The sequence below is a fragment of the Pukyongia salina genome (genome assembly GCF_002966125.1).
GTDB classification, from domain to species: domain Bacteria; phylum Bacteroidota; class Bacteroidia; order Flavobacteriales; family Flavobacteriaceae; genus Pukyongia; species Pukyongia salina.
In genome coordinates, this window is the sequence record NZ_CP027062.1 from 2,418,218 (window position 1) to 2,437,830 (window position 19,613).

Annotated in this window: 14 protein-coding genes; 12 read left to right on the forward strand and 2 right to left on the reverse strand. The window is 37.0% G+C overall.

All coding sequences use genetic code 11. The features are described 5' to 3' along the window. Nucleotides 1-96: 96 nt before the first annotated feature. Both C5O00_RS11000 and C5O00_RS11005 read right to left on the reverse strand, forming a co-directional pair. A complete protein-coding gene (locus C5O00_RS11000; protein WP_105217654.1) occupies nt 97-1,434 on the reverse strand; it encodes an NAD(P)-binding domain-containing protein in 1,338 nt (445 codons plus the stop codon). Continuing rightward, nucleotides 1,434-2,261: a hypothetical protein gene (locus C5O00_RS11005; RefSeq protein ID WP_244592977.1), complete on the reverse strand. Its 828-nt coding sequence runs from the start codon at nt 2,259-2,261 to the stop codon at nt 1,434-1,436. Before C5O00_RS11005 ends, C5O00_RS11000 begins: the two co-directional genes overlap by 1 nt. A 346-nt stretch (nt 2,262-2,607) precedes the next feature. Between C5O00_RS11005 and C5O00_RS14750 the strand changes: the two genes are divergently transcribed. From C5O00_RS14750 to C5O00_RS11065, 12 genes are all read left to right on the forward strand, one after another. Beyond that, entirely contained in the window at nt 2,608-3,021 is a 414-nt protein-coding gene (locus tag C5O00_RS14750; RefSeq protein WP_449421190.1) for an HYC_CC_PP family protein, read from the forward strand. A 105-nt stretch (nt 3,022-3,126) separates the two neighbouring features. Continuing rightward, complete coding sequence (locus tag C5O00_RS11015) at nt 3,127-6,834, forward strand: efflux RND transporter permease subunit (protein ID WP_105216901.1); 3,708 nt, start codon at nt 3,127-3,129, stop codon at nt 6,832-6,834. Further along, nucleotides 6,831-8,066, forward strand: a complete 1,236-nt coding sequence (locus tag C5O00_RS11020) for a TolC family protein (protein WP_105216902.1) — start codon at nt 6,831-6,833, stop codon at nt 8,064-8,066. Before C5O00_RS11015 ends, C5O00_RS11020 begins: the two co-directional genes overlap by 4 nt. A 52-nt stretch (nt 8,067-8,118) precedes the next feature. After that, nucleotides 8,119-8,628: a helix-turn-helix domain-containing protein gene (locus tag C5O00_RS11025; RefSeq protein WP_244592978.1), complete on the forward strand. Its 510-nt coding sequence runs from the start codon at nt 8,119-8,121 to the stop codon at nt 8,626-8,628. Between the two features lie 76 nt (nt 8,629-8,704). Then, on the forward strand, nt 8,705-11,206 hold the full coding sequence (locus C5O00_RS11030; RefSeq protein ID WP_105216904.1) for a heavy metal translocating P-type ATPase: 2,502 nt from the start codon (nt 8,705-8,707) through the stop codon (nt 11,204-11,206). A gap of 16 nt (nt 11,207-11,222) precedes the next feature. After that, nucleotides 11,223-11,705 (forward strand): DUF305 domain-containing protein, encoded by a 483-nt coding sequence (locus tag C5O00_RS11035; RefSeq protein WP_105216905.1) that lies wholly within the window; start codon nt 11,223-11,225, stop codon nt 11,703-11,705. After that, nucleotides 11,695-13,473: an efflux RND transporter periplasmic adaptor subunit gene (locus C5O00_RS11040; RefSeq protein WP_105216906.1), complete on the forward strand. Its 1,779-nt coding sequence runs from the start codon at nt 11,695-11,697 to the stop codon at nt 13,471-13,473. The genes C5O00_RS11035 and C5O00_RS11040 overlap by 11 nt, the downstream gene beginning before the upstream one ends. A 19-nt stretch (nt 13,474-13,492) precedes the next feature. Further along, entirely contained in the window at nt 13,493-13,732 is a 240-nt protein-coding gene (locus C5O00_RS11045) for a heavy metal-binding domain-containing protein (RefSeq protein ID WP_105216907.1), read from the forward strand. Nucleotides 13,733-14,287: 555 nt separating this feature from the next. Then, nucleotides 14,288-14,605, forward strand: a complete 318-nt coding sequence (locus C5O00_RS14700; RefSeq protein ID WP_105216908.1) for a DUF6660 family protein — start codon at nt 14,288-14,290, stop codon at nt 14,603-14,605. A 49-nt stretch (nt 14,606-14,654) separates the two neighbouring features. Beyond that, a complete protein-coding gene (locus C5O00_RS11055; RefSeq protein ID WP_105216909.1) occupies nt 14,655-16,841 on the forward strand; it encodes a TonB-dependent receptor in 2,187 nt (728 codons plus the stop codon). Nucleotides 16,842-16,843: 2 nt separating this feature from the next. After that, complete coding sequence (locus C5O00_RS11060; RefSeq protein WP_105216910.1) at nt 16,844-17,257, forward strand: Fur family transcriptional regulator; 414 nt, start codon at nt 16,844-16,846, stop codon at nt 17,255-17,257. 57 nt (nt 17,258-17,314) lie between these two features. Then, nucleotides 17,315-19,267: a heavy metal translocating P-type ATPase gene (locus C5O00_RS11065; protein WP_105216911.1), complete on the forward strand. Its 1,953-nt coding sequence runs from the start codon at nt 17,315-17,317 to the stop codon at nt 19,265-19,267. Nucleotides 19,268-19,613: the final 346 nt, after the last annotated feature.

Below are 19,613 nucleotides of genomic sequence, written 5' to 3' on the forward strand. Positions count from 1 at the left end.
TTTCCTGTTTATTGGGGTTTTGTTAAAAGAACCGACGTCGTTTAAGGTCCCTTCTTTTGTAATAAACAGTTAACTTTTAAATTACCCTACTTAAAGTTAACCATGTTTTTTCATAATATAGCCAAAACGCTTGGTAATTTTAATACCCGGCTTCTCTAAAAAGGCTGTTGGTAGTATTCCACCAGCGAAAATGTAGACCAGGTCGTTTTTAACTTGCTGCACGATTTCGTCACCGTCTGTTTTGATCATACAATGAGTATCACTAATGGAAACCAGGTTGGTTGAGAACATTAAATTTACCTTCCCTTGTTCGTTCGCCTCGGTTATACGCTCACGATTTTTTGGTTTACATCGCGTAAGTGTATCGGTTCTTACCAATTGTCGCACGTTATTGTTGTCCATAAGTAACAAAGAAGCTTCGATAGCCGAATCACCTCCTCCAACTACTATAATTTCTTTTCCTGAAATGCGCTCGGGCTCAAGCAATCTATAGGCTACTTTTTGCGATTCTTCACCAGGAACACCAAGTTTACGAGGGCTACCGCGTCTGCCAATGGAAATAAGCACGTTATTACTCACATATTCTTCTCCATTAGCCGTAACTATTTTAAATGTGTCGTCTGCCTGAGGTACTATATCGACCACTTTACAATTCTCTTTGATCTCGATTTGGTGCTCGGCGATCACTTTGTTCCATAAATTTAGTAACTCATCCTTGGAAGTATCATACAATTTCACTTTCCCGTAGAGCGGCAGGTTCATAGGTGATGTCATCACTATTTTCGAGCGTGGAAATGTATACACTGTTCCCCCCAGGGAGTCCTGTTCCAGTGTTAAACTGGTTAATTTGTGCTTCTTGCAGGCCAGGGTTGCAGAGATTCCTGCCGGGCCAGCACCAATAATGATCACATCGGTTACACCACTCTTGTTTGGTTTTTTACTTTTTACGATACTGTCGATGGCCTGCTGGCCTTGTTCCACACTGTTTCTAATAAGACCCATTCCACCTAGTTCTCCGGCGATGTATATGCCACGGATATTGGTTTCGAAATTCTGATTCACATGCGGAAGATCTACGCCCCTGGTTTCGGTTCCCATTCGAAGTGAAATGGCTTCCACGGGGCAGGCGTGGAAACAAGCACCATGACCTACGCAATTGGAAGAGTTAATAAGGGTAGCTTTTCCATTTGCGATACCAATGATATCTTTTTCGGGACATTCTGAAACACAGGCTGCGCTACCAATACAAGTGTTCAGATCTATATAAGGGTGTAAGGAAACAGGTTCGTACAAACCTTCTTCTTTGGCGATGGCGACTTTCTTTTCTGTCTCCCGGGTATTTTTCTTCAATTTCCGAAGATAAAAGTACACGATAGCCCCGCAGAAGATAAAGACAGCACCGTAAACAATGATATTTTCTATAAGGATATCCATTAAAAGATCCATTTATATCCAAATGCCAGGGTAACGGCCACATGAATAATTACAATTACAAGCATAATGAGTGCAAAAGGAAGATGCGCCACGTGCCAGTATTTAAAAAGTTTTTGCATGGTTTGTAAGCGACTTATCTTTCGGCTAAGAGTTCGTTCGTTCTTTAGAAGCTTAAGGATAGATTTTCTCTGGTCCTTTGGTAGTTTGCTTTTTAATAAAGCCTTTTTTAATTCTGATAAGGAAACTTTTTCTCCGGTATCTTCGTCATTTTGGGTAAAACGTATAAAGAATTGTATGGTAGGAAGGTCGAGTTTGTATTTTTCTCTTAAAACTTCCGATAGGTCTGTTTTCATTCCTTTCACTTCCTGAAGGCTAAGTTCTCTACCTTCGATGGTTCTGGGGATCTGTATATAAATAAACCGGCCGATAACACCACTAAGCACAACGGCGACCATACTCCAGAACGCGACCGAAACAATTCCGCCAAATTTAAATGCAGTGTGGAATAACACCATAATAGGACCAAGCGAACAAAGGAAAATATGAAATTCGAGCAAGTATTTGAGTCGGATAAACTTCGCCATGAAGTTATAGCGTTTTCGGGCAATATAGATGCTCACTCCAAATAAGATCATTAAGGTTCCAATAATTCCCAGGCCATGGCCATAGGCACCACTTGGCTTAAACCAATCGTGGTTAGGATGGTAAAAGCGTTCTTCCAGGGGAGTGCGGTAGTAGGAATAACCGGTGTATGCGAGGTAGATGGTTACCAGGATCACGATGGTAACCATTGTCCCTATATAGGTTTTATGTACGGATTTCTTCAATTTTTATTTTTTCAATTTGGGATAATATGCAAAATACATGCACTAATAACCGAATTTTTCTTGCGGCCTATATATCGACTTAGGAAAAATACTAATTAAAATATAAATTAGGGTGTATTATTATTATCTACAGGTAGTTTTATAGCAAGAATAGGCATGTTTACTATATAAACAGTTTAAGTGCGGTTTACCCTACCAACTATCTTACTGGTATTCAAATCATAAGAATTTTTAACGTTTCTATTTCTTAAACAACTATTTCAATACATATTAGTACAGATAGCTTAGATAAACAAATGTTAAACAAAATCTTCAATTATACATTTTTCTTAACTTTGTACTTAGCATGAAACATTTTTTCCATAGGGTATTGTCATTCTTGATGGCGTTGGTAGTGCTTTTTTCTACGATGTCATTTACCGTAAATATGCATTATTGCGGGGATACTCTAGTAGAAACTGCTATTTTTAAAAAAGGTGATGGTTGTGGAATGGATATGGAGAAATCTTCAATAGAGGGATGTTCTATCATCAAGAAAAATTGTTGTGATGACAAGCAGGTTGTCGTCGAGGGTCAGGATGAATTAAAGATTACAATTGACCAAGTTTCATTCGACCAGCTAGTATTCGTTACTTCCTTTATTTATTCCTATAATTATCTTTTTCAGGGAGAAGATAAAAACGTAATTTCTTACGAGAGGTATAGACCGCCACTCGTCGTCAAGCAGATCTACAAGATTGACGAATCCTATTTAATTTGATCTTAAACAATAGCTTCTTTTATCCAACGGCCTAGTGTCGATTGGATATATTGCTGTATTCGGTGATTTACTATCACCAATGTCTAATTGTTTAAGAATCAATCCATGCTTAATAAATGCATAAAATTTTTAATAGAAAATAAGCTTGTAGCTGTTTTACTTCTTATTCTATTTATAGGATGGGGTACTATTAATGCGCCTTTTAATTGGGATACCGGGTTTTTGCCAAGCAATCCGGTTGCTGTAGATGCTATCCCTGATATTGGTGAAAACCAACAGATCGTATTTACTAAATGGGATGGTCGTTCACCACAGGATATAGAAGATCAAATCACATATCCGTTAACCACAACTTTATTAGGAATACCGGGAGTTAAAACAATTCGAAGTTCGTCTATGTTTGGCTTTTCGAGTATATATATCATTTTCGAAGAAGATGTTGAGTTTTATTGGAGTCGTAGCCGAATTTTAGAAAAACTAAATTCCTTACCTAGTGGTTTATTACCCGATGGTGTGAATCCAGCCTTGGGACCGGATGCGACGGGATTAGGCCAGATTTTCTGGTACACTTTAGAAGGGCGTGATGAAAATGGAAATGTTACCGGGGGATGGGATTTACAGGAGCTTCGGAGTATTCAGGATTACTATGTAAAGTACGCGTTGTCTTCGGCAAGTGGGGTGGCAGAGGTCGCATCTATTGGCGGATATGTTCAGGAGTATCAAGTGGATGTGAATCCGGAGTTGATGAGGCAATACAACATTGCATTACATCAAATAGTGAAAGCCGTAAAAGAAAGTAACAAAGAAATTGGAGCGCAAACAATAGAGATAAATCGCGCCGAATACTTAGTACGCGGTTTAGGGTATGTGAAATCTATCGCGGATATTGAAAATGCAGTTGTTATTTCTGAAGACTTCACACCTATTAGAATTAAAGATATAGGCAAAGTTTCTTTAGGTCCAGGGACCAGAAGAGGCTTGTTGGACAAAGAAGGTGCCGAAGTCGTTGGTGCTGTGGTTACCGCTAGGTATGGGGCTAATCCAATGGAGGTGATCAACAATGTTAAAGAGAAAATCAATGAGATAAGTTCTGGCTTACCATCAAAGGTTTTATCGGATGGTAGAACATCACAACTCACTATTGTCCCATTTTACGATAGAACAGAAATTATACAAGAAACTTTAGGTACCTTAAATGAAGCCCTTACCTTAGAAATTCTCATCACCATATTGGTTATTATTATTATGGTGTTCAATCTGCGAGCTTCCATTTTAATTTCGGGTCTTTTGCCTGTTGCGGTATTGATGGTGTTTATAGCGATGAAACTCTTTGGTGTAGATGCCAATATTGTTGCGTTATCCGGTATTGCTATTGCCATAGGGACAATGGTTGATGTAGGTGTAATTCTTTCAGAAAATATTATACGGCATTTAGACGAGGACGATGGAACTCAACCAATCAATACGATAGTTTATAATGCTACAGCCGAGGTTTCCGGAGCAATAGTAACGGCGGTCATGACCACCATCATAAGTTTCATACCAGTATTTACGATGATAGGTGCTGAAGGGAAACTATTCAGACCATTAGCTTTTACAAAAACTTTTGCGCTAACAGCCTCGATCATAGTGGCTTTATTTTTAATACCTCCGTTCGCCGCTTATTTATTCAGGAAGAAAAACAATAAGACTAATTTGAAATATGTAACTAATGGTGGTCTAATATTGTTTGGCATCGTATCAATGTTCTATGGATATTGGTTGGGACTGGTATTGATCGCATTTGGCACAATCGCCATCCTAAGGCTTCGACAGAAGATCACGGCGAAACAATCTAATCTCGCGAACATATTTATCTCGGCAACCGCCATTATATTCTTGTTAGCCCAATATTGGCGGCCCCTAGGAGTGGATAAAAGTATTTTCTGGAATCTCATTTTTGTAGGGATTATTTGTTTCGGACTTTTAAGTCTATTCTCCTTATTTATTAAGTTCTATACTCGGATTCTAAGATGGTGCTTGGATAATAAATTACTTTTTTTATCGATCCCCACCGCTATTGTAATAGCCGGAATTTTTATAATGCGAAATACGGGGAAAGAATTTATGCCATCATTAAATGAAGGTTCATTTTTACTGATGCCAACCTCAATGCCACATGCCGGGGTGGAAGAGAATAAAAGGGTTTTACAGCAATTAGATATGGCCGTTGCCAGTATCCCGGAGATAGAAACCGTAGTAGGTAAAGCTGGAAGGACAGAATCTGCGTTAGACCCAGCACCTTTGTCGATGTACGAAAATATCATTCAGTATAAACCAGAGTATATGCTAAATGATAAGGGAGAACGTCAACGTTACAAAGTTAATAAGGATGGCTTATTCGAATTAAGGGACGGTCGCTTTATTTCGAATCCTAATAAGGTCGAAAACAGTTCTTTTCCAAAGGTAAAAAGATCTCAATTGATCGAAGATACGAACGGTGAATACTATCGAAATTGGCGGCCTGAAATTAAATCACCGGATGATATTTGGAATGAAATTGTGAGAGTAACCAAATTACCAGGAGTAACCTCAGCACCAAAATTACAACCCATTGAAACACGATTGGTGATGCTTCAAACCGGCATGCGGGCACCTATGGGCATAAAAGTTAAAGGACAAGACTTAAAACAAATTGAAGCGTTCGGCGTCCAACTGGAAAATATAATAAAACAAGCTGAGGGCGTAAAAGTTGAGGCTGTATTTGCAGACCGAATCGTAGGGAAGCCTTATCTGTTAATTGATATAGATAGAGAAAAAATTGCACGATATGGAGTGACCATTCAAGAGGTGCAGGATATATTAAAAGTGGCAGTGGGTGGTATGGTATTAACCCAAACTGTTGAAGGAAGGGAACGCTATGGAGTTCGTGTTCGGTACCCGAGAGAATTAAGAGCGAATCCCACGGACATAGAACAGATCTACGTACCGGTGGAAAAGGGGAGCCCGATCCCTTTAAGTGAATTGGCAACAATACGGTATGAAAAAGGTCCGCAGGTTATTAAAAGTGAAGATACTTTTCTTGTGGGATATGTGCTATTCGATAAAATAGATGGGTTTGCAGAAGTAAGTGTGGTTGAAAACGCCCAATTACTTATAAAGCAAAAGATAGATTCTGGTGAATTGATTGTTCCCGAAGGAATTAACTATGCGTTTACCGGCACCTACGAAAATCAACTACGAGCAGAGAAAACCTTATCGGTTGTGGTACCCTTAGCTTTGGCCATTATCTTTTTAATACTGTATTTCCAATTTAGATCGGTAGGCACATCCTTAATGGTGTTTACAGGAATTGCGGTGGCGTTTGCTGGAGGGTTCTTAATGATATGGTTATACGGGCAAAGTTGGTTTTTAAACTTCAGTTTCTTCGGAGAGAATTTGCGCGATTTATTCCAGATGCATCCCATAAATTTAAGTGTGGCAGTCTGGGTAGGATTCATTGCTTTATTCGGGATAGCAACGGATGATGGGGTGGTAATGGCCACATATTTAACACAGACGTTTCATAAGAATACACCCGAAAATAAAACAGAAGTGAGAGCGTCTGTTCTTGAGGCAGGCGAAAAACGAATAAGACCATGCCTGATGACAACAGCGACCACGATCCTTGCACTACTTCCCGTATTGACTTCCACAGGTAGAGGAAGCGATATCATGATACCTATGGCCATTCCAAGCTTTGGCGGTATGCTTATCGCCCTAATAACCTTATTTGTTGTGCCGGTATTGTATAGCTGGACGGCCGAAGTTAAACTAAACAAATTGACAAAATGAGAGAGAGTAAGTTTTATATAAAAGTATTGGTGTTCCTTGCGATCTGTTCGGCAGCTCCAATTTCCAACGCACAGGATTTGGAAGCTCTTGTTGAAGAGGCTTTGAATAACAATCCGGAAATCCAAAAATTCGAATTGCAATATAAAAGAGCTTCAGAAAAGAGCAATGAGGTTAATGCAATTCCGAACACTGAATTTGGTTTCGGTTATTTCATTAGCGAACCAGAAACACGAACGGGCGCACAACGATTTAAAATATCGGCCAAGCAGATGTTCCCGTGGTTTGGAACCATTGCTTCGAGAGAGAATTATACGAACTCATTGGCGGATACGAAATACATGGAGATTCTTATTGCAAAGCGGAAATTAATAGCTTCGGTATTGCAGGTATATTATAACTTATATGCGAACCATGAAAAACAAAAGGTACTCACCGATAATATAAAATTACTCGATACCTACGAAACTTTGGCACTAACATCGGTTGAGGTAGGTACGGCTTCTGCTGTCGACGTACTTAGATTGCAAATGCGAAAAAACGATCTGCAGCAGTTAAAAGATATATTATATCAACAGTTTTTAGCAGATCAAACAAAGCTAAATAAGCTTTTAAATAGAGATGAAAGTATTTCGATTAGGATTGCGGATAAATTGGATATTCCTTCTGAAGATGTTGAAATCCTTACTGAAAACTTGGTCTTACACCCAGAACTGTTGAAATATGACCAGTTGTATAAATCTGTTGCACAATCTGAATTACTAAACCAAAAAGAAAGAAGTCCAATGATTGGTTTTGGGCTGGATTATATAAACGTTGATGAAAGACCGGATATGAGTTTTACCGATAATGGTAAAGATATTGTAATGCCAATGGTCTCTGTATCGATTCCAATTTTTAATAAAAAGTACAGATCTCAATCTAAACAGAACGAGATAGAACAACGAGAAATCAGTTATCAAAAACAGGATCGATTAAACACTCTGGAAACACTGTTAAGCAAGGCTATTAACGATCGTATTTCAGCCAGGATTAGTTATAATACACAAAGCAAGAACCTTAAACAAGCCAAAGATGCAGAAGAAATTTTAATTAAGAGTTATGAAACAGGTACGATAGATTTTAATGATGTTTTAAATATTCAGGAATTACAGTTAAAATTCGAGATGGAACGAATCGAATCTATAAGGGCCTACTATGTACAAACTACAATTATCAATTACTTAATTCAATAATGATATGGCACAAACATTTTTTATTAAGAATATGGTTTGTAATCGATGTAAGATGACAATCTTAAATCTTTTGCGTGAAAAAGGATTTCAGGTAGAATCTGTCGAGCTAGGGAAAATTGTTGTCAATGAAATTTCTGATGGAAGTTATGTTGAATTAGAAAAAGAACTCAATAGTTTCGGTTTTGAAATTATAAAAGATACGGCAAAGGCTCTTGTTGAGAAAATTAAAATAGCCCTTATTCAGCAGATCGATGAAGGAGATAAAGATATTATACTAGTAAACCTCGCCAAAGAATTAGGAAAGAACTATGCTCTGCTTAGTAAAACGTTCAGTAAATCTGAAGGCATGACTCTCGAAAAATATGTAATCAATCTAAAAATTGAGAAAGCCAAGGAATACATTCAGTTAAATCAGCACAATTTCAGTGAAATAGCCTATTCTTTATATTACAAGAACAGTAGTCATTTAGCGAAACAATTTAAGAGTTGTACCGGGATGTCGATGACCGAATATAAAAACCTTCAATCTGGTTACAGAATACCATTAGATGAAATTGTATAAATATTTGCCAGAATTAGGAAAACTATCTTATGTAAACCGCTGTAATTTAGTTCAATAATTCAAAAAAAACTAAAAAATGAAACACACGTATTACATACACGGAATGACTTGCAGCGGATGTCGAGATCATGTAGAAGAAACACTTTCTCAGGTTGATGGTGTTTCTAAAGTAACGGTAGATCTAACCAAAGGTGAAGCCTCCATTGAAATGGACTCGCATATTCCTATTGAAGTATTTCAAAACGCTTTAAAGGATCTAGGCGGCAGATATAGTATTGATACACATCGCGAACATCGAGAGGATGGAGGTGCGAATAAAACAAATAAACTAGTCGATGCGGGAACAGGTACATTTTATTGTCCTATGCATTGTGAAGGGGATAAAACTTATAACAAAGCAGGTGATTGCCCTGTTTGTGGAATGGACTTGGTTGAGGAGCAAAGCCTTTCCAGTAGCAGTGTTCAACAGTGGACATGCCCTATGCATCCTGAAGTTGTGCAGGATCATGCCGGATCGTGTCCCATCTGTGGTATGGATTTGGTGCCAAAGCAACCGGATCTCTCATCTGAAGAAAAGACGTATAAAAAGCTGCTAAAAAAGTTTTGGATCGCCTCGTTCTTCACGCTACCCATTTTTCTAATTGCGATGAGTGAAATGATTCCAAATAATCCCTTGTATGAGATCACGGAACAAAAATACTGGAATTGGATACAATTTGCCTTATCGCTTCCGGTAGTGTTCTATGCTACCTGGATGTTTTTCGAGAGAGCGTACAGAAGTATTAAAACATGGAATCTTAACATGTTCACGCTTATAGGTATTGGAGCCGGTGTTGCCTGGATTTTCAGTGTAATAGGCATGCTATTCCCTGAGGTGTTTCCAGACCAATTTAAAACACACAGCGGAGCTGTACATGTATATTTTGAGGCTGCAACTGTAATTCTTACACTGGTATTGCTGGGGCAATTATTGGAAGCCCGCGCACATAGCAAAACAAATTCGGCTGTAAAAGAATTATTGAAACTTGCTCCAAATAAAGCCAGTAAGATAATAGATGGGGAGGAAGTAGAAGTTGGAATTGACAGCATAAAGCCAAATGACATTCTAAAAGTAAAACCTGGTGATAAGATCCCTGTGGATGGTGTAATAATGGAGGGAACTACAAGTATTGACGAATCTATGATCACAGGAGAGCCAATTCCGGTAAATAAGTCTGTAAACGATAAAGTGAGTAGTGGGACAATTAATGGAAATCAGTCCTTTTTAATGAAGGCCGAGAAGGTTGGTAGTGATACTCTGCTGTCTCAAATAATTCACATGGTAAATGATGCCAGTAGAAGTCGTGCCCCTATTCAGAATTTAGCCGATAGAGTTTCGGGTTATTTTGTTCCGGCTGTAGTGGTAATTTCAATTCTAACTTTTATAATATGGGCAATTTGGGGTCCGGAACCTTCTTATGTTTTCGCGTTGGTAAATGCTATCGCCGTTTTAATTATTGCCTGCCCATGTGCATTAGGACTAGCAACCCCAATGTCTGTGATGGTTGGGGTAGGAAAAGGGGCTCAAAATGGTGTGTTGATCAAAAATGCGGAAGCTCTCGAAAAAATGAACAAAATAGATACCCTCATTATTGATAAAACAGGCACTATAACTGAAGGAAAACCAACGGTAGAAGCCATAGGTACTTTTAGCGATGAAATTACGAAAGAGGAGGTATTGCAATATATTGTATCAATCAATACACATAGTGAACATCCTTTGGCCGAAGCGACTGTAAAATATGGTAAGGAACGAAGGATCGAAATTTTAAAAGCTGAGGAATTCACTGCTGTTACAGGAAAAGGAGTTGATGCTATAATAAATGGGGAAAAAGTATTTCTGGGCAATGAAAAGTTGATGGAGCATGCAGATGCAGAAATTAAAACTGAGATGATCGCTCAAGCAAAAACCTATCAAAAACAAGGTAAAACAGTTTCATTTCTAGCTATAAACAAAAGAGTTGTAGGTTTTGTGGTCATTGGTGATAAGATTAAGGAAACCAGTGCTTCGGCTATTGGCTTATTGCAGGCTAAAGGGATAAACGTAATTATGCTCACAGGTGATAATTACCATACGGCTCAGGCTGTGGCTAAAGAACTGAACATGACAAACTTTAAGGCAAATATGTTACCCGAAGCTAAATTGAGAGAGGTGGAACATTTACAACGTGAAGGTAGGGTTGTGGCGATGGCCGGGGATGGTATAAATGATGCTCCCGCATTGGCCAAAAGTGACGTAGGAATTGCCATGGGAACAGGGACAGATGTTGCTATAAATAGTGCGATGATTACACTGGTTAAAGGGGATTTGCACGGCATTGTGAAGGCAAGGAATTTAAGTGATTCGGTTATGAAAAATATAAAGCAAAATTTATTCTTTGCCCTTATTTATAACACTTTAGGGGTTCCAATCGCAGCCGGTGTCTTATATCCGTTCTTCGGAATTTTATTATCACCAATGATTGCCGCATTGGCTATGAGTTTTAGTTCAGTTTCGGTAATAGGAAATGCCTTACGATTAAGAACCATTAACATATAATCTAAAACCAAACATTATGAAAAATTCGAACCATCATTCAAACAAGGGAAATTACAGGACATTCTTTCTAATGCTAGCGTGTTCATTTATCGCTATGTACGTTACAATGTATCTCAACACCTACGCTATAGATCATGTATGGTTTAGCTTAACCCGCTTTTTTATGACATGTTTAGGTATTTCAACTATGGCAGTAATAATGTGGCTTTTTATGCGAAAAATGTATACGAATAAGAGAAAGAATATTGCCATTCTAGCTGGAAGTACTTTATTATTTGTAAGTGCTTTGGGATTAGTGCGATCACAATCGCCTATTATTGGAGATATACTATGGATGAAAGCTATGATTCCACATCATTCTATCGCTATTTTAACCAGTGAAAGAGCAGATATCAAAGATCCTGAGGTTAAACAGCTGGCGGACGATATAATTAAGGCCCAACGTAAGGAGATTGAACAAATGAAAAAAATGATTAAAAGATTAGAAAATGAAAAATAACAAAATAGTTACTTATGCAGGTATACTTGCAGTTGGCCTGCTGTTAGGGTGGTTATTGTTTGGTAGTGCTTCGTCAATGAAGGAATCTACAAGCCATGATCATACAGAGGTTTCCGAAGCAAATCAAATGTGGACTTGCTCCATGCATCCTCAAATTATGCAGTCTGAACCGGGTGATTGCCCCATTTGCGGGATGGACTTAATTCCTGCTGAAACGGGTAGTGAAAGCCTGTCAGTAAATCAATTCAGTTTATCGGAAACTGCTTTGGCTCTTGCAGACATACAAACCACTGTTGTACAAGGGAGTTCTTTGAGAGGAAACAGTATAAAACTATCGGGAAAAATTGTCGAAAATGAAGAAGAGAATGCTGTACAGGTTAGTTATTTTTCTGGTAGAATTGAACGGCTTTACGTTAATTATACTGGAGAAGAGGTTAGTAAAGGGAAGCTGTTGGCAACTATTTATTCTCCGGAATTGATTGCTGCTCAACAAGAACTGATCACAGCTGCTTCATTAAAAGAATCTCAACCAGCGCTATACAATGCGGTGAGAAACAAGCTTAAATTATGGAAGTTATCCGAAAATCAAATAAATCAAATCGAGATATCCGGAAAGGTTCGCGAAAATTTTCCTGTTTATGCAACGGTTTCCGGAACGGTTTCAGAGAAGTTGGTTGAGGAAGGGGAGTCTGTAAAACAGGGGCAACCATTATTAAAGATTGCCAATTTAAACACTGTTTGGGCTAGTTTTGACGTGTATGAGAGTCAGATCAACCTTTTTGAACAGGGTCAGGAAATCGTGATTACCACCCAAGCCGATCCCAATGAGAAATACAAAGCAAAGGTATCTTTTATAGATCCAGTTCTTGACGGTAAGACCAGAACAGTAAAATTACGGGCTGTATTGGATAACAAAAAAGATGTGTTCAAGCCAGGAATGTTTGTAGAAGGACAATTAGAAGGGAGGTCGGGCAAAGCAGAAAATCTTATTACGATACCATCTTCCGCCGTACTATGGACCGGTGAAAGATCTGTGGTTTACGTCAAGGTAAATGAGAATGAACCTGTTTTTGAAATGCGTGAAATATCGCTAGGAAACAGTGTAGGTGAAAATTACGAAGTAAAAGAAGGATTATTCAGCGGGGAAGAAATTGTCACCAATGGGGCTTTTACTGTCGATGCGGCTGCGCAATTACAAGGTAAAAAGTCTATGATGAACAAGGAAGGCGGGAAAACATCGACGGGTCATGAAGGACATCTTGGAATGAATACTTCAAATTCCAATTCAGAAAATTTAAATACACATGAAAGAATAAAGGTTTCATCTAATTTTCAAATGCAATTGAAGAGTGTTTTTGATGATTATATCGGCTTAAAGGATGCATTTATTTCAGAAGATTCTAAGGCGGTTAAGTTATATACCAAGGAACTTCTTAGTAGTATTGACAAGGTTGACATGAATTTATTAAAAGATGGTACCGCACATGACCGTTGGATGGTTTTGGAGGGAAAAATAAAGTCTGCATCGAATTCAATTATTAATACTTCAAATTTATCGTCTCAAAGGAAATACTTTAAAGAATTGTCCTCACAACTTTCTTATGCTATTCAATTGTTCGGAATTAATGAGAAGGTGTACAATCTTTATTGTCCGATGGCAAATAACAACCAAGGTGCTTATTGGTTGAGTACGGAAAAGAAAATTTTAAATCCTTACTTTGGAGAGGCAATGTTGACTTGCGGAGAAGTAAAACAAATAATCGAATAATTAACTAAATATTGAAACAATGAAAAAAATTATTTTAGGTTTGGCGATCATTACGTTTATGGGAGTTTCATTAACTGCCTGTAAAAATGACACAAAGGAAGATACGAAGACTCAAGAAATTGCGAAAGTAGAGTATCAATGCCCAATGAAATGTGAAGGTGAAAAAACCTACACAGATAAAGATGTAAAATGTCCGGTGTGCGGCATGGGATTGAAGCAAGTGGAGCATAAGAATGATCATTCAAATCACGATAATTAATTGGTTTAAATTATCGGCGGAGTGATTAGATCATCTACTAATCTGGCCATTATGGTAGAAAGCCCTGTAGATTTTAAACTACGGGGCTTTTTTATAATTAATTTTTGGTGATAATCATGCCCCGTGTAAATATTATATGGCCGGTATAAAAGCCTTCATGAAATCATAATATGATGACTATTGAGTACTGTAATCCATTGTGATTCAAAACCTCGTCTCTAATTACGTAAGTAGCTAATGAAACTAACAAAGTAGGACAAAACCATTTGAATGACAAGAGGTAAGCAACTGACCTCTCTGATAGATTTGTTTTTGATGCGCCTAAACAATTCGAGTTTAAAATACACCTTCAAAACTATTATCACTATTTAACGAATAGTATTTTAGGATTGAAAGTTCTGATTAGGTAAAAACATTGACGGATGAAATACTAACGAAATATAAAACACCATCACATTTACAGGTAATTATGAAAATAATATTAATACCGTCACATATTAAATATATTCAGTATTTGCACAGGCATTGCATTAATAAATTAATAGCTTTGTAGAGATGAAATTTTTGTGCTACATATTGGCAATTACAATATTTTCTTTGTCTGCAACACCTTGTTCTGATGGTCAAAATATTGAAGATCAACATCAGGAAGAGCTGAGCATAGACCATAATCATCAAGAAGATAGTGACGATTCTTGTCCCGTAACTTGCATTTGTAATTGTTGTGGTATGTCTATTACCTATGAACCTTTGGCGACTTTCGACCTAATTGACTATTACAAAATTTCTACGAAAATATTTTCTTCATATCAGTCTATATATAGATTTGATTTTCATTCCAATATTTGGCAACCGCCACAAGTAACTAGCTAAAACAATATGATTTTAGATCAATTTTTTAGTTAATTACAATTTTATTTCAATGAATAAATACATATTGAGCATAAAGCTCATTTTAATACTTTGTCTATCAATAGAGGCACAAACATCCGATATTCAAATAAAAGTGGTTACAGGGGCAGAAAACGAGCCTTTAATTGGTGCTACGGTTTACTTTGAGGCATTAGAAAAAGGAGCAGTAACAAATTTCGATGGGATTGCAGAGTTTACGGTAATACCGAATGGTCAACATCAAATAATAATTTCATTTTTAGGATTTGAAACATTAGAAACAACGATTCAAGTCCCGGACGAAACAGATTTGACGTTTAAACTTAAAGAAGGTGGGAATCAATTAGATGCTGTGGTATTACAGTCCACGAGAAGTACAAGAACGGTGAAAAGGATACCAACACGGATTGAGTTTATAGGTGCAGAAGAATTAGGAGAAAAAGCAATAATGAATCCTTCTAATATTTCTATGGTACTTCGTGAAAGTACCGGAATACAAATGCAACAAACCTCATTAAGCAGTGGTAGTACGAATATTCGGATTCAAGGATTAGATGGAAGATATACACAGTTATTGAGAGATGGATTTCCTCTGTATGGAGGCTTTTCAAGTGGATTAAGCATACTACAAATTCCACCTTTAGACCTTAATCAGTTTGAAATAATAAAAGGAAGTTCATCTACATTGTATGGTGGAGGTGCTATTGCAGGATTAGTAAATATGGTATCTAAAACACCTGATGAAGAACCTGCTTTAGACATCATGCTTACGCAGACCCATGCATTAGGAAGTACAGCTAATATCTTTTACAGCGAACGAAATGAAAAGTTTGGTGTTTCACTCTATGGCTCTGGTCACTATCAAAAAGCATTTGACCCAGAAGATGATGGCTTTAGTAATCTACCAAAAACAACATCAATTTCTTTCAATCCTAAACTGTTTTATTATCCATCTGAGGATACTACAGTTTGGTTTGGATTAAACGGAACGTATGATGATAGAATCGGTGGAGATATTACCAAAATTGAAAGTGGGGAAGATGGTATTCATCAATATACTGAAGAAAACATTTCAAAACGCATAAGTAGTCAATTGGTGTATCAAACTCAATTAGATTCTGTTAGCTCATTAGAATTTAAAAATAGTGTCTCTTTTTTTGATAGGGATTTAAATGTTCCAGATTTTAATTTTGATGGTCAGCAAACAAACACTTTTACTGAAATTACATATAATAAAGCATCGGAAAAAACAGATTGGATAATTGGAGCTAATCTATATACATCAAACTTTGATGAAAATGATAATGCACCACTACAACGTGACCAAAAAGACGTAACCTTCGGTGCTTTTGCAAATAATATCTACGATATTTCAGATAATTGGATATTAGAAACAGGGCTAAGAGCAGATTATAATAACGATTTCGGTTTCTTTCCTCTACCAAGAATTTCATTACTATATAAAAATAGTAGTGGATTTTCAAGTAGAATTGGTGGAGGTTTAGGGTATAAGATTCCGGATATTTTTACTGAAGAAGCTGAGTACATCAATTTTGAAAATGTACTTGCAATAGATAAATCTACAGTAGATGCAGAACGTTCTTATGGTGTTAATTTCGATGTAAATTATCAAATCCGTTTATCTGATGAGATTGGTTTTTCTGTGAATCAATTATTCTATGTTACTGCTATTAATGATGGATTGCTTTTAAATTCAACAGATAACGAATTATTTCAGTTTGAAAATGCACCAGATGAAATCTTTAGTAAAGGAGCAGAGACAAATATAAAATTTACATATAGAGACTTTAGATGGTTTTTAAACTATGCCCTTATTGATACCAAACTAAATTATTTACCTGGTAATCCTCAAAAACCATTAACAGCGAAGCATAACGCAGGTAGCGTTTTAATGTACGAATCGGACAAATGGCGAATTGGTTATGAAACCTATTATACAGGAAAACAATTTTTATCCAATGGAACCGAAACGACAGACTTTGTAACTATGGGTTTGTTGGTTATGCGTAACTTTAAATTAGGTAGTGTATTTGTGAACTTTGAAAATTTTACAGATAGAAGACAAAGCAGGTTTTCACCTTTGGTTTTACCACCACACGAGAATCCTGTATTTCCAGAGATTTATGCTCCTACAGATGGCTTTATATTTAGTGTAGGACTTATTATCAAACCTTTCGGAAACGGAGACCACGATTAATTATGGAAACAATCGAACAATTATTAGAGTCAAAAGTTATACGTGTTACCGCAATGCGCTTGTTGATATACAAGTTTCTTGCTGAAAAAGAAACTGCAGTAACATTGAGTGATATTGAAAATGCGTTTGAAAAAGCAGATAGAACTACCTTATATAGAACGATCAAAACTTTTGAAGATAAAGGAATCGTTCATCAAATAGATGATGGCACAGGAGTTACCAAATATGCATTATGTGAAGAGAGTTGCAATTGTGAAATTGAAACTGATTTACACCTCCATTTCCATTGCACTAATTGTAGCGAGACCATTTGCTTAACAGAGCATAAAATCCCTCAAATAAAAGTGCCGGAAGGATTCGTTTCTGAGAATGTGAACTTGGTAGTAAAAGGTATTTGCGATAAATGTAGCGGTTAATAATGCACTTCCATTGCACAGCTTATTGTTGGATCTTTGGATGGTATAAAATTTATTATGAAGAAAAAGAAAGTCAATTTAAGAGATTTAAAGCCAAATTCGGGAAAAGAGCATGGACATGATGATAGCCACAATCATAGTAACAATTCAAATAAATTTAAAGCCTACATTCCAGCCATCATAAGTTTTACAATGCTAATTATTGGTATTGGGTTAGATTATTTTGAAGTTAGTTTTTTCAAGGATTGGATTAGAGTCATTTATTATGGCATTGCTTATTTGCCAGTTGGACTTCCTGTTGTAAAGGAAGGCTGGGTAAGTATTAATAAAGGCGATGTATTTACAGAGTTCTTTTTAATGTCCATTGCTACTATTGGTGCATTTATAATTGGTGAGTATCCTGAAGGTGTTGCGGTAATGTTATTTTACGCAGTTGGTGAATTATTTCAAAACGCAGCAGTAAACAGAGCAAAAGGAAATATAAAAGCCTTACTTGACGTAAGACCAAATGAAGCTCTGGTATTTCGAAACAATGATTATATATCTGTAAGTCCAGAAACGGTTAAAATTGGCGAAAAAATACAAGTACGTGTGGGAGAAAAAATTCCTTTGGACGGTATTCTTCTTTCCGAAAAAGGCTCATTTAATACAGCTGCATTAACAGGCGAAAGTAAACCCAATACCTTGGTAAATGGCGAAAAATTATTTGCTGGTAGTATTAATTTGGATGGCGTAATAGAAATCGAAACCACCAAAGAATTTAAGGATAGTTCCATTGCCAGAATTCTGGATATGGTTCAGAATGCCGTAGCTCGTAAATCGAAGACAGAATTGTTCATCAGGCAATTCGCACGAATTTACACACCCATTGTAGTGTTTTTAGCAATTGGTGTTACGTTCATTCCCTATTTTTTTGTTCATGATTATGTCTTTAAAGATTGGTTATACAGAGCTTTAATTTTTCTGGTAATCTCTTGTCCTTGTGCCCTAGTTATTTCAATACCATTAGGTTACTTCGGAGGATTAGGAGCAGCTTCAAAGAATGGTATTTTGTTTAAAGGCGCTTCATTTCTAGATGCAATGACCAAGGTAAATACTTTGGTTATGGATAAGACAGGAACGGTTACCAAAGGAGTTTTCAAAATCAAAGAAATCAAAGTCATAGATTTAGAAGAATCCGAATTTATGAAGTACCTAATGGCTATGGAAGAACAGTCAATACATCCCATTGCAAAAGCCATATTGGAATACAAGCAAGATCTTAAAGGATTTAAAGCAGAAGAAGTTTCTGAAATCGCAGGTAAAGGCTTAAAAGGTATCGTGAATGGCAAGACCGTATTAGTTGGTAATAAAGCCCTTATGACAGCTAATAACATTAGCGTTTTAGATGAAACGGATACAATTGTAGAATCGATTGTTTTAGTAAGCATCGATAATAAGTTCGCTGGTTTTGTAGTAATTGCTGATGAATTAAAGGAAGATGCACAAGAAACGATTACAGCATTGCATAAAATAGGTGTCAAAAATATAATGATGCTTTCTGGGGATAAAGATTCAATTACTCAAAAAGTAGCCTCTGAATTAAATATAGAAAACGCAAAAGGCGGCTTGTTACCAGAGGATAAATTAAATGAAGTTGAAATTTTAAAGAAAAATCCAACAAATAAAATTGCTTTCATAGGTGATGGTATTAATGATGCGCCCGTTTTAGCTGCAAGTGATGTGGGTATCGCAATGGGTGGTTTAGGTAGTGATGTTGCTATAGAAACAGCTGATGTTATAATTCAAACAGACCAACCTTCAAAAGTGGTTAGAGCCATTAAAATAAGTCGCTCCACCCGAAAAATTGTTTGGCAGAACATTATTTTGGCTTTTGGTGTAAAAGTTATTGTATTGATTTTAGGAGCAGGTGGCTTGGCTACAATGTGGGAAGCTGTTTTTGCAGATGTAGGTGTAGCACTATTGGCAATATTAAATGCAGTTCGATTACAGAGAATGGAATGGAGTTAATTCAAATTATATTGCGGACTATTGTCAGCTATTATGTCAACTAAGAAAACAAACCCGCTTATATCAACAGATAACGGAGATAGTAGCGGAGAAAGAGGGATTACATATCCCTGGTCCTCCACACCTTACAATAAAGCTCCCTGCTGCTTACGCAGCATTAATGCTTTTGCTTTTTCTTCACTTATGAAAGCCTGCGCCTTTCAACATTCTAACAAACAAAAGCCCAATTTCTTTTCAGAAATTGAGCTTTGCTCTAAGCGGAGAAAGAGGGATTACATATCCCTACGGTCTCCACACCTTACAATAAAGCTCCCTGCTGCTTTCGCAGCATTAATGCTTATGCTTT

Bases quoted from the DNA above. Each gene is read 5' to 3' on its own strand.
- C5O00_RS14750 (WP_449421190.1), top strand. From the start codon at position 2,608: ATGAAACATTTTTTCCATAGGGTATTGTCATTCTTGATGGCGTTGGTA.
- C5O00_RS11060 (WP_105216910.1), top strand. From the start codon at position 16,844: ATGGAAACAATCGAACAATTATTAGAGTCAAAAGTTATACGTGTTACC.
- C5O00_RS14700 (WP_105216908.1), top strand. From the start codon at position 14,288: ATGAAATTTTTGTGCTACATATTGGCAATTACAATATTTTCTTTGTCT.
- C5O00_RS11025 (WP_244592978.1), top strand. From the start codon at position 8,119: ATGACAATCTTAAATCTTTTGCGTGAAAAAGGATTTCAGGTAGAATCT.
- C5O00_RS11015 (WP_105216901.1), top strand. From the start codon at position 3,127: ATGCTTAATAAATGCATAAAATTTTTAATAGAAAATAAGCTTGTAGCT.
- C5O00_RS11030 (WP_105216904.1), top strand. From the start codon at position 8,705: ATGAAACACACGTATTACATACACGGAATGACTTGCAGCGGATGTCGA.
- C5O00_RS11065 (WP_105216911.1), top strand. From the start codon at position 17,315: ATGAAGAAAAAGAAAGTCAATTTAAGAGATTTAAAGCCAAATTCGGGA.
- C5O00_RS11045 (WP_105216907.1), top strand. From the start codon at position 13,493: ATGAAAAAAATTATTTTAGGTTTGGCGATCATTACGTTTATGGGAGTT.
- C5O00_RS11020 (WP_105216902.1), top strand. From the start codon at position 6,831: ATGAGAGAGAGTAAGTTTTATATAAAAGTATTGGTGTTCCTTGCGATC.
- C5O00_RS11040 (WP_105216906.1), top strand. From the start codon at position 11,695: ATGAAAAATAACAAAATAGTTACTTATGCAGGTATACTTGCAGTTGGC.
- C5O00_RS11035 (WP_105216905.1), top strand. From the start codon at position 11,223: ATGAAAAATTCGAACCATCATTCAAACAAGGGAAATTACAGGACATTC.
- C5O00_RS11055 (WP_105216909.1), top strand. From the start codon at position 14,655: ATGAATAAATACATATTGAGCATAAAGCTCATTTTAATACTTTGTCTA.
- C5O00_RS11000 (WP_105217654.1), bottom strand. From the start codon at position 1,434: ATGGATATCCTTATAGAAAATATCATTGTTTACGGTGCTGTCTTTATC.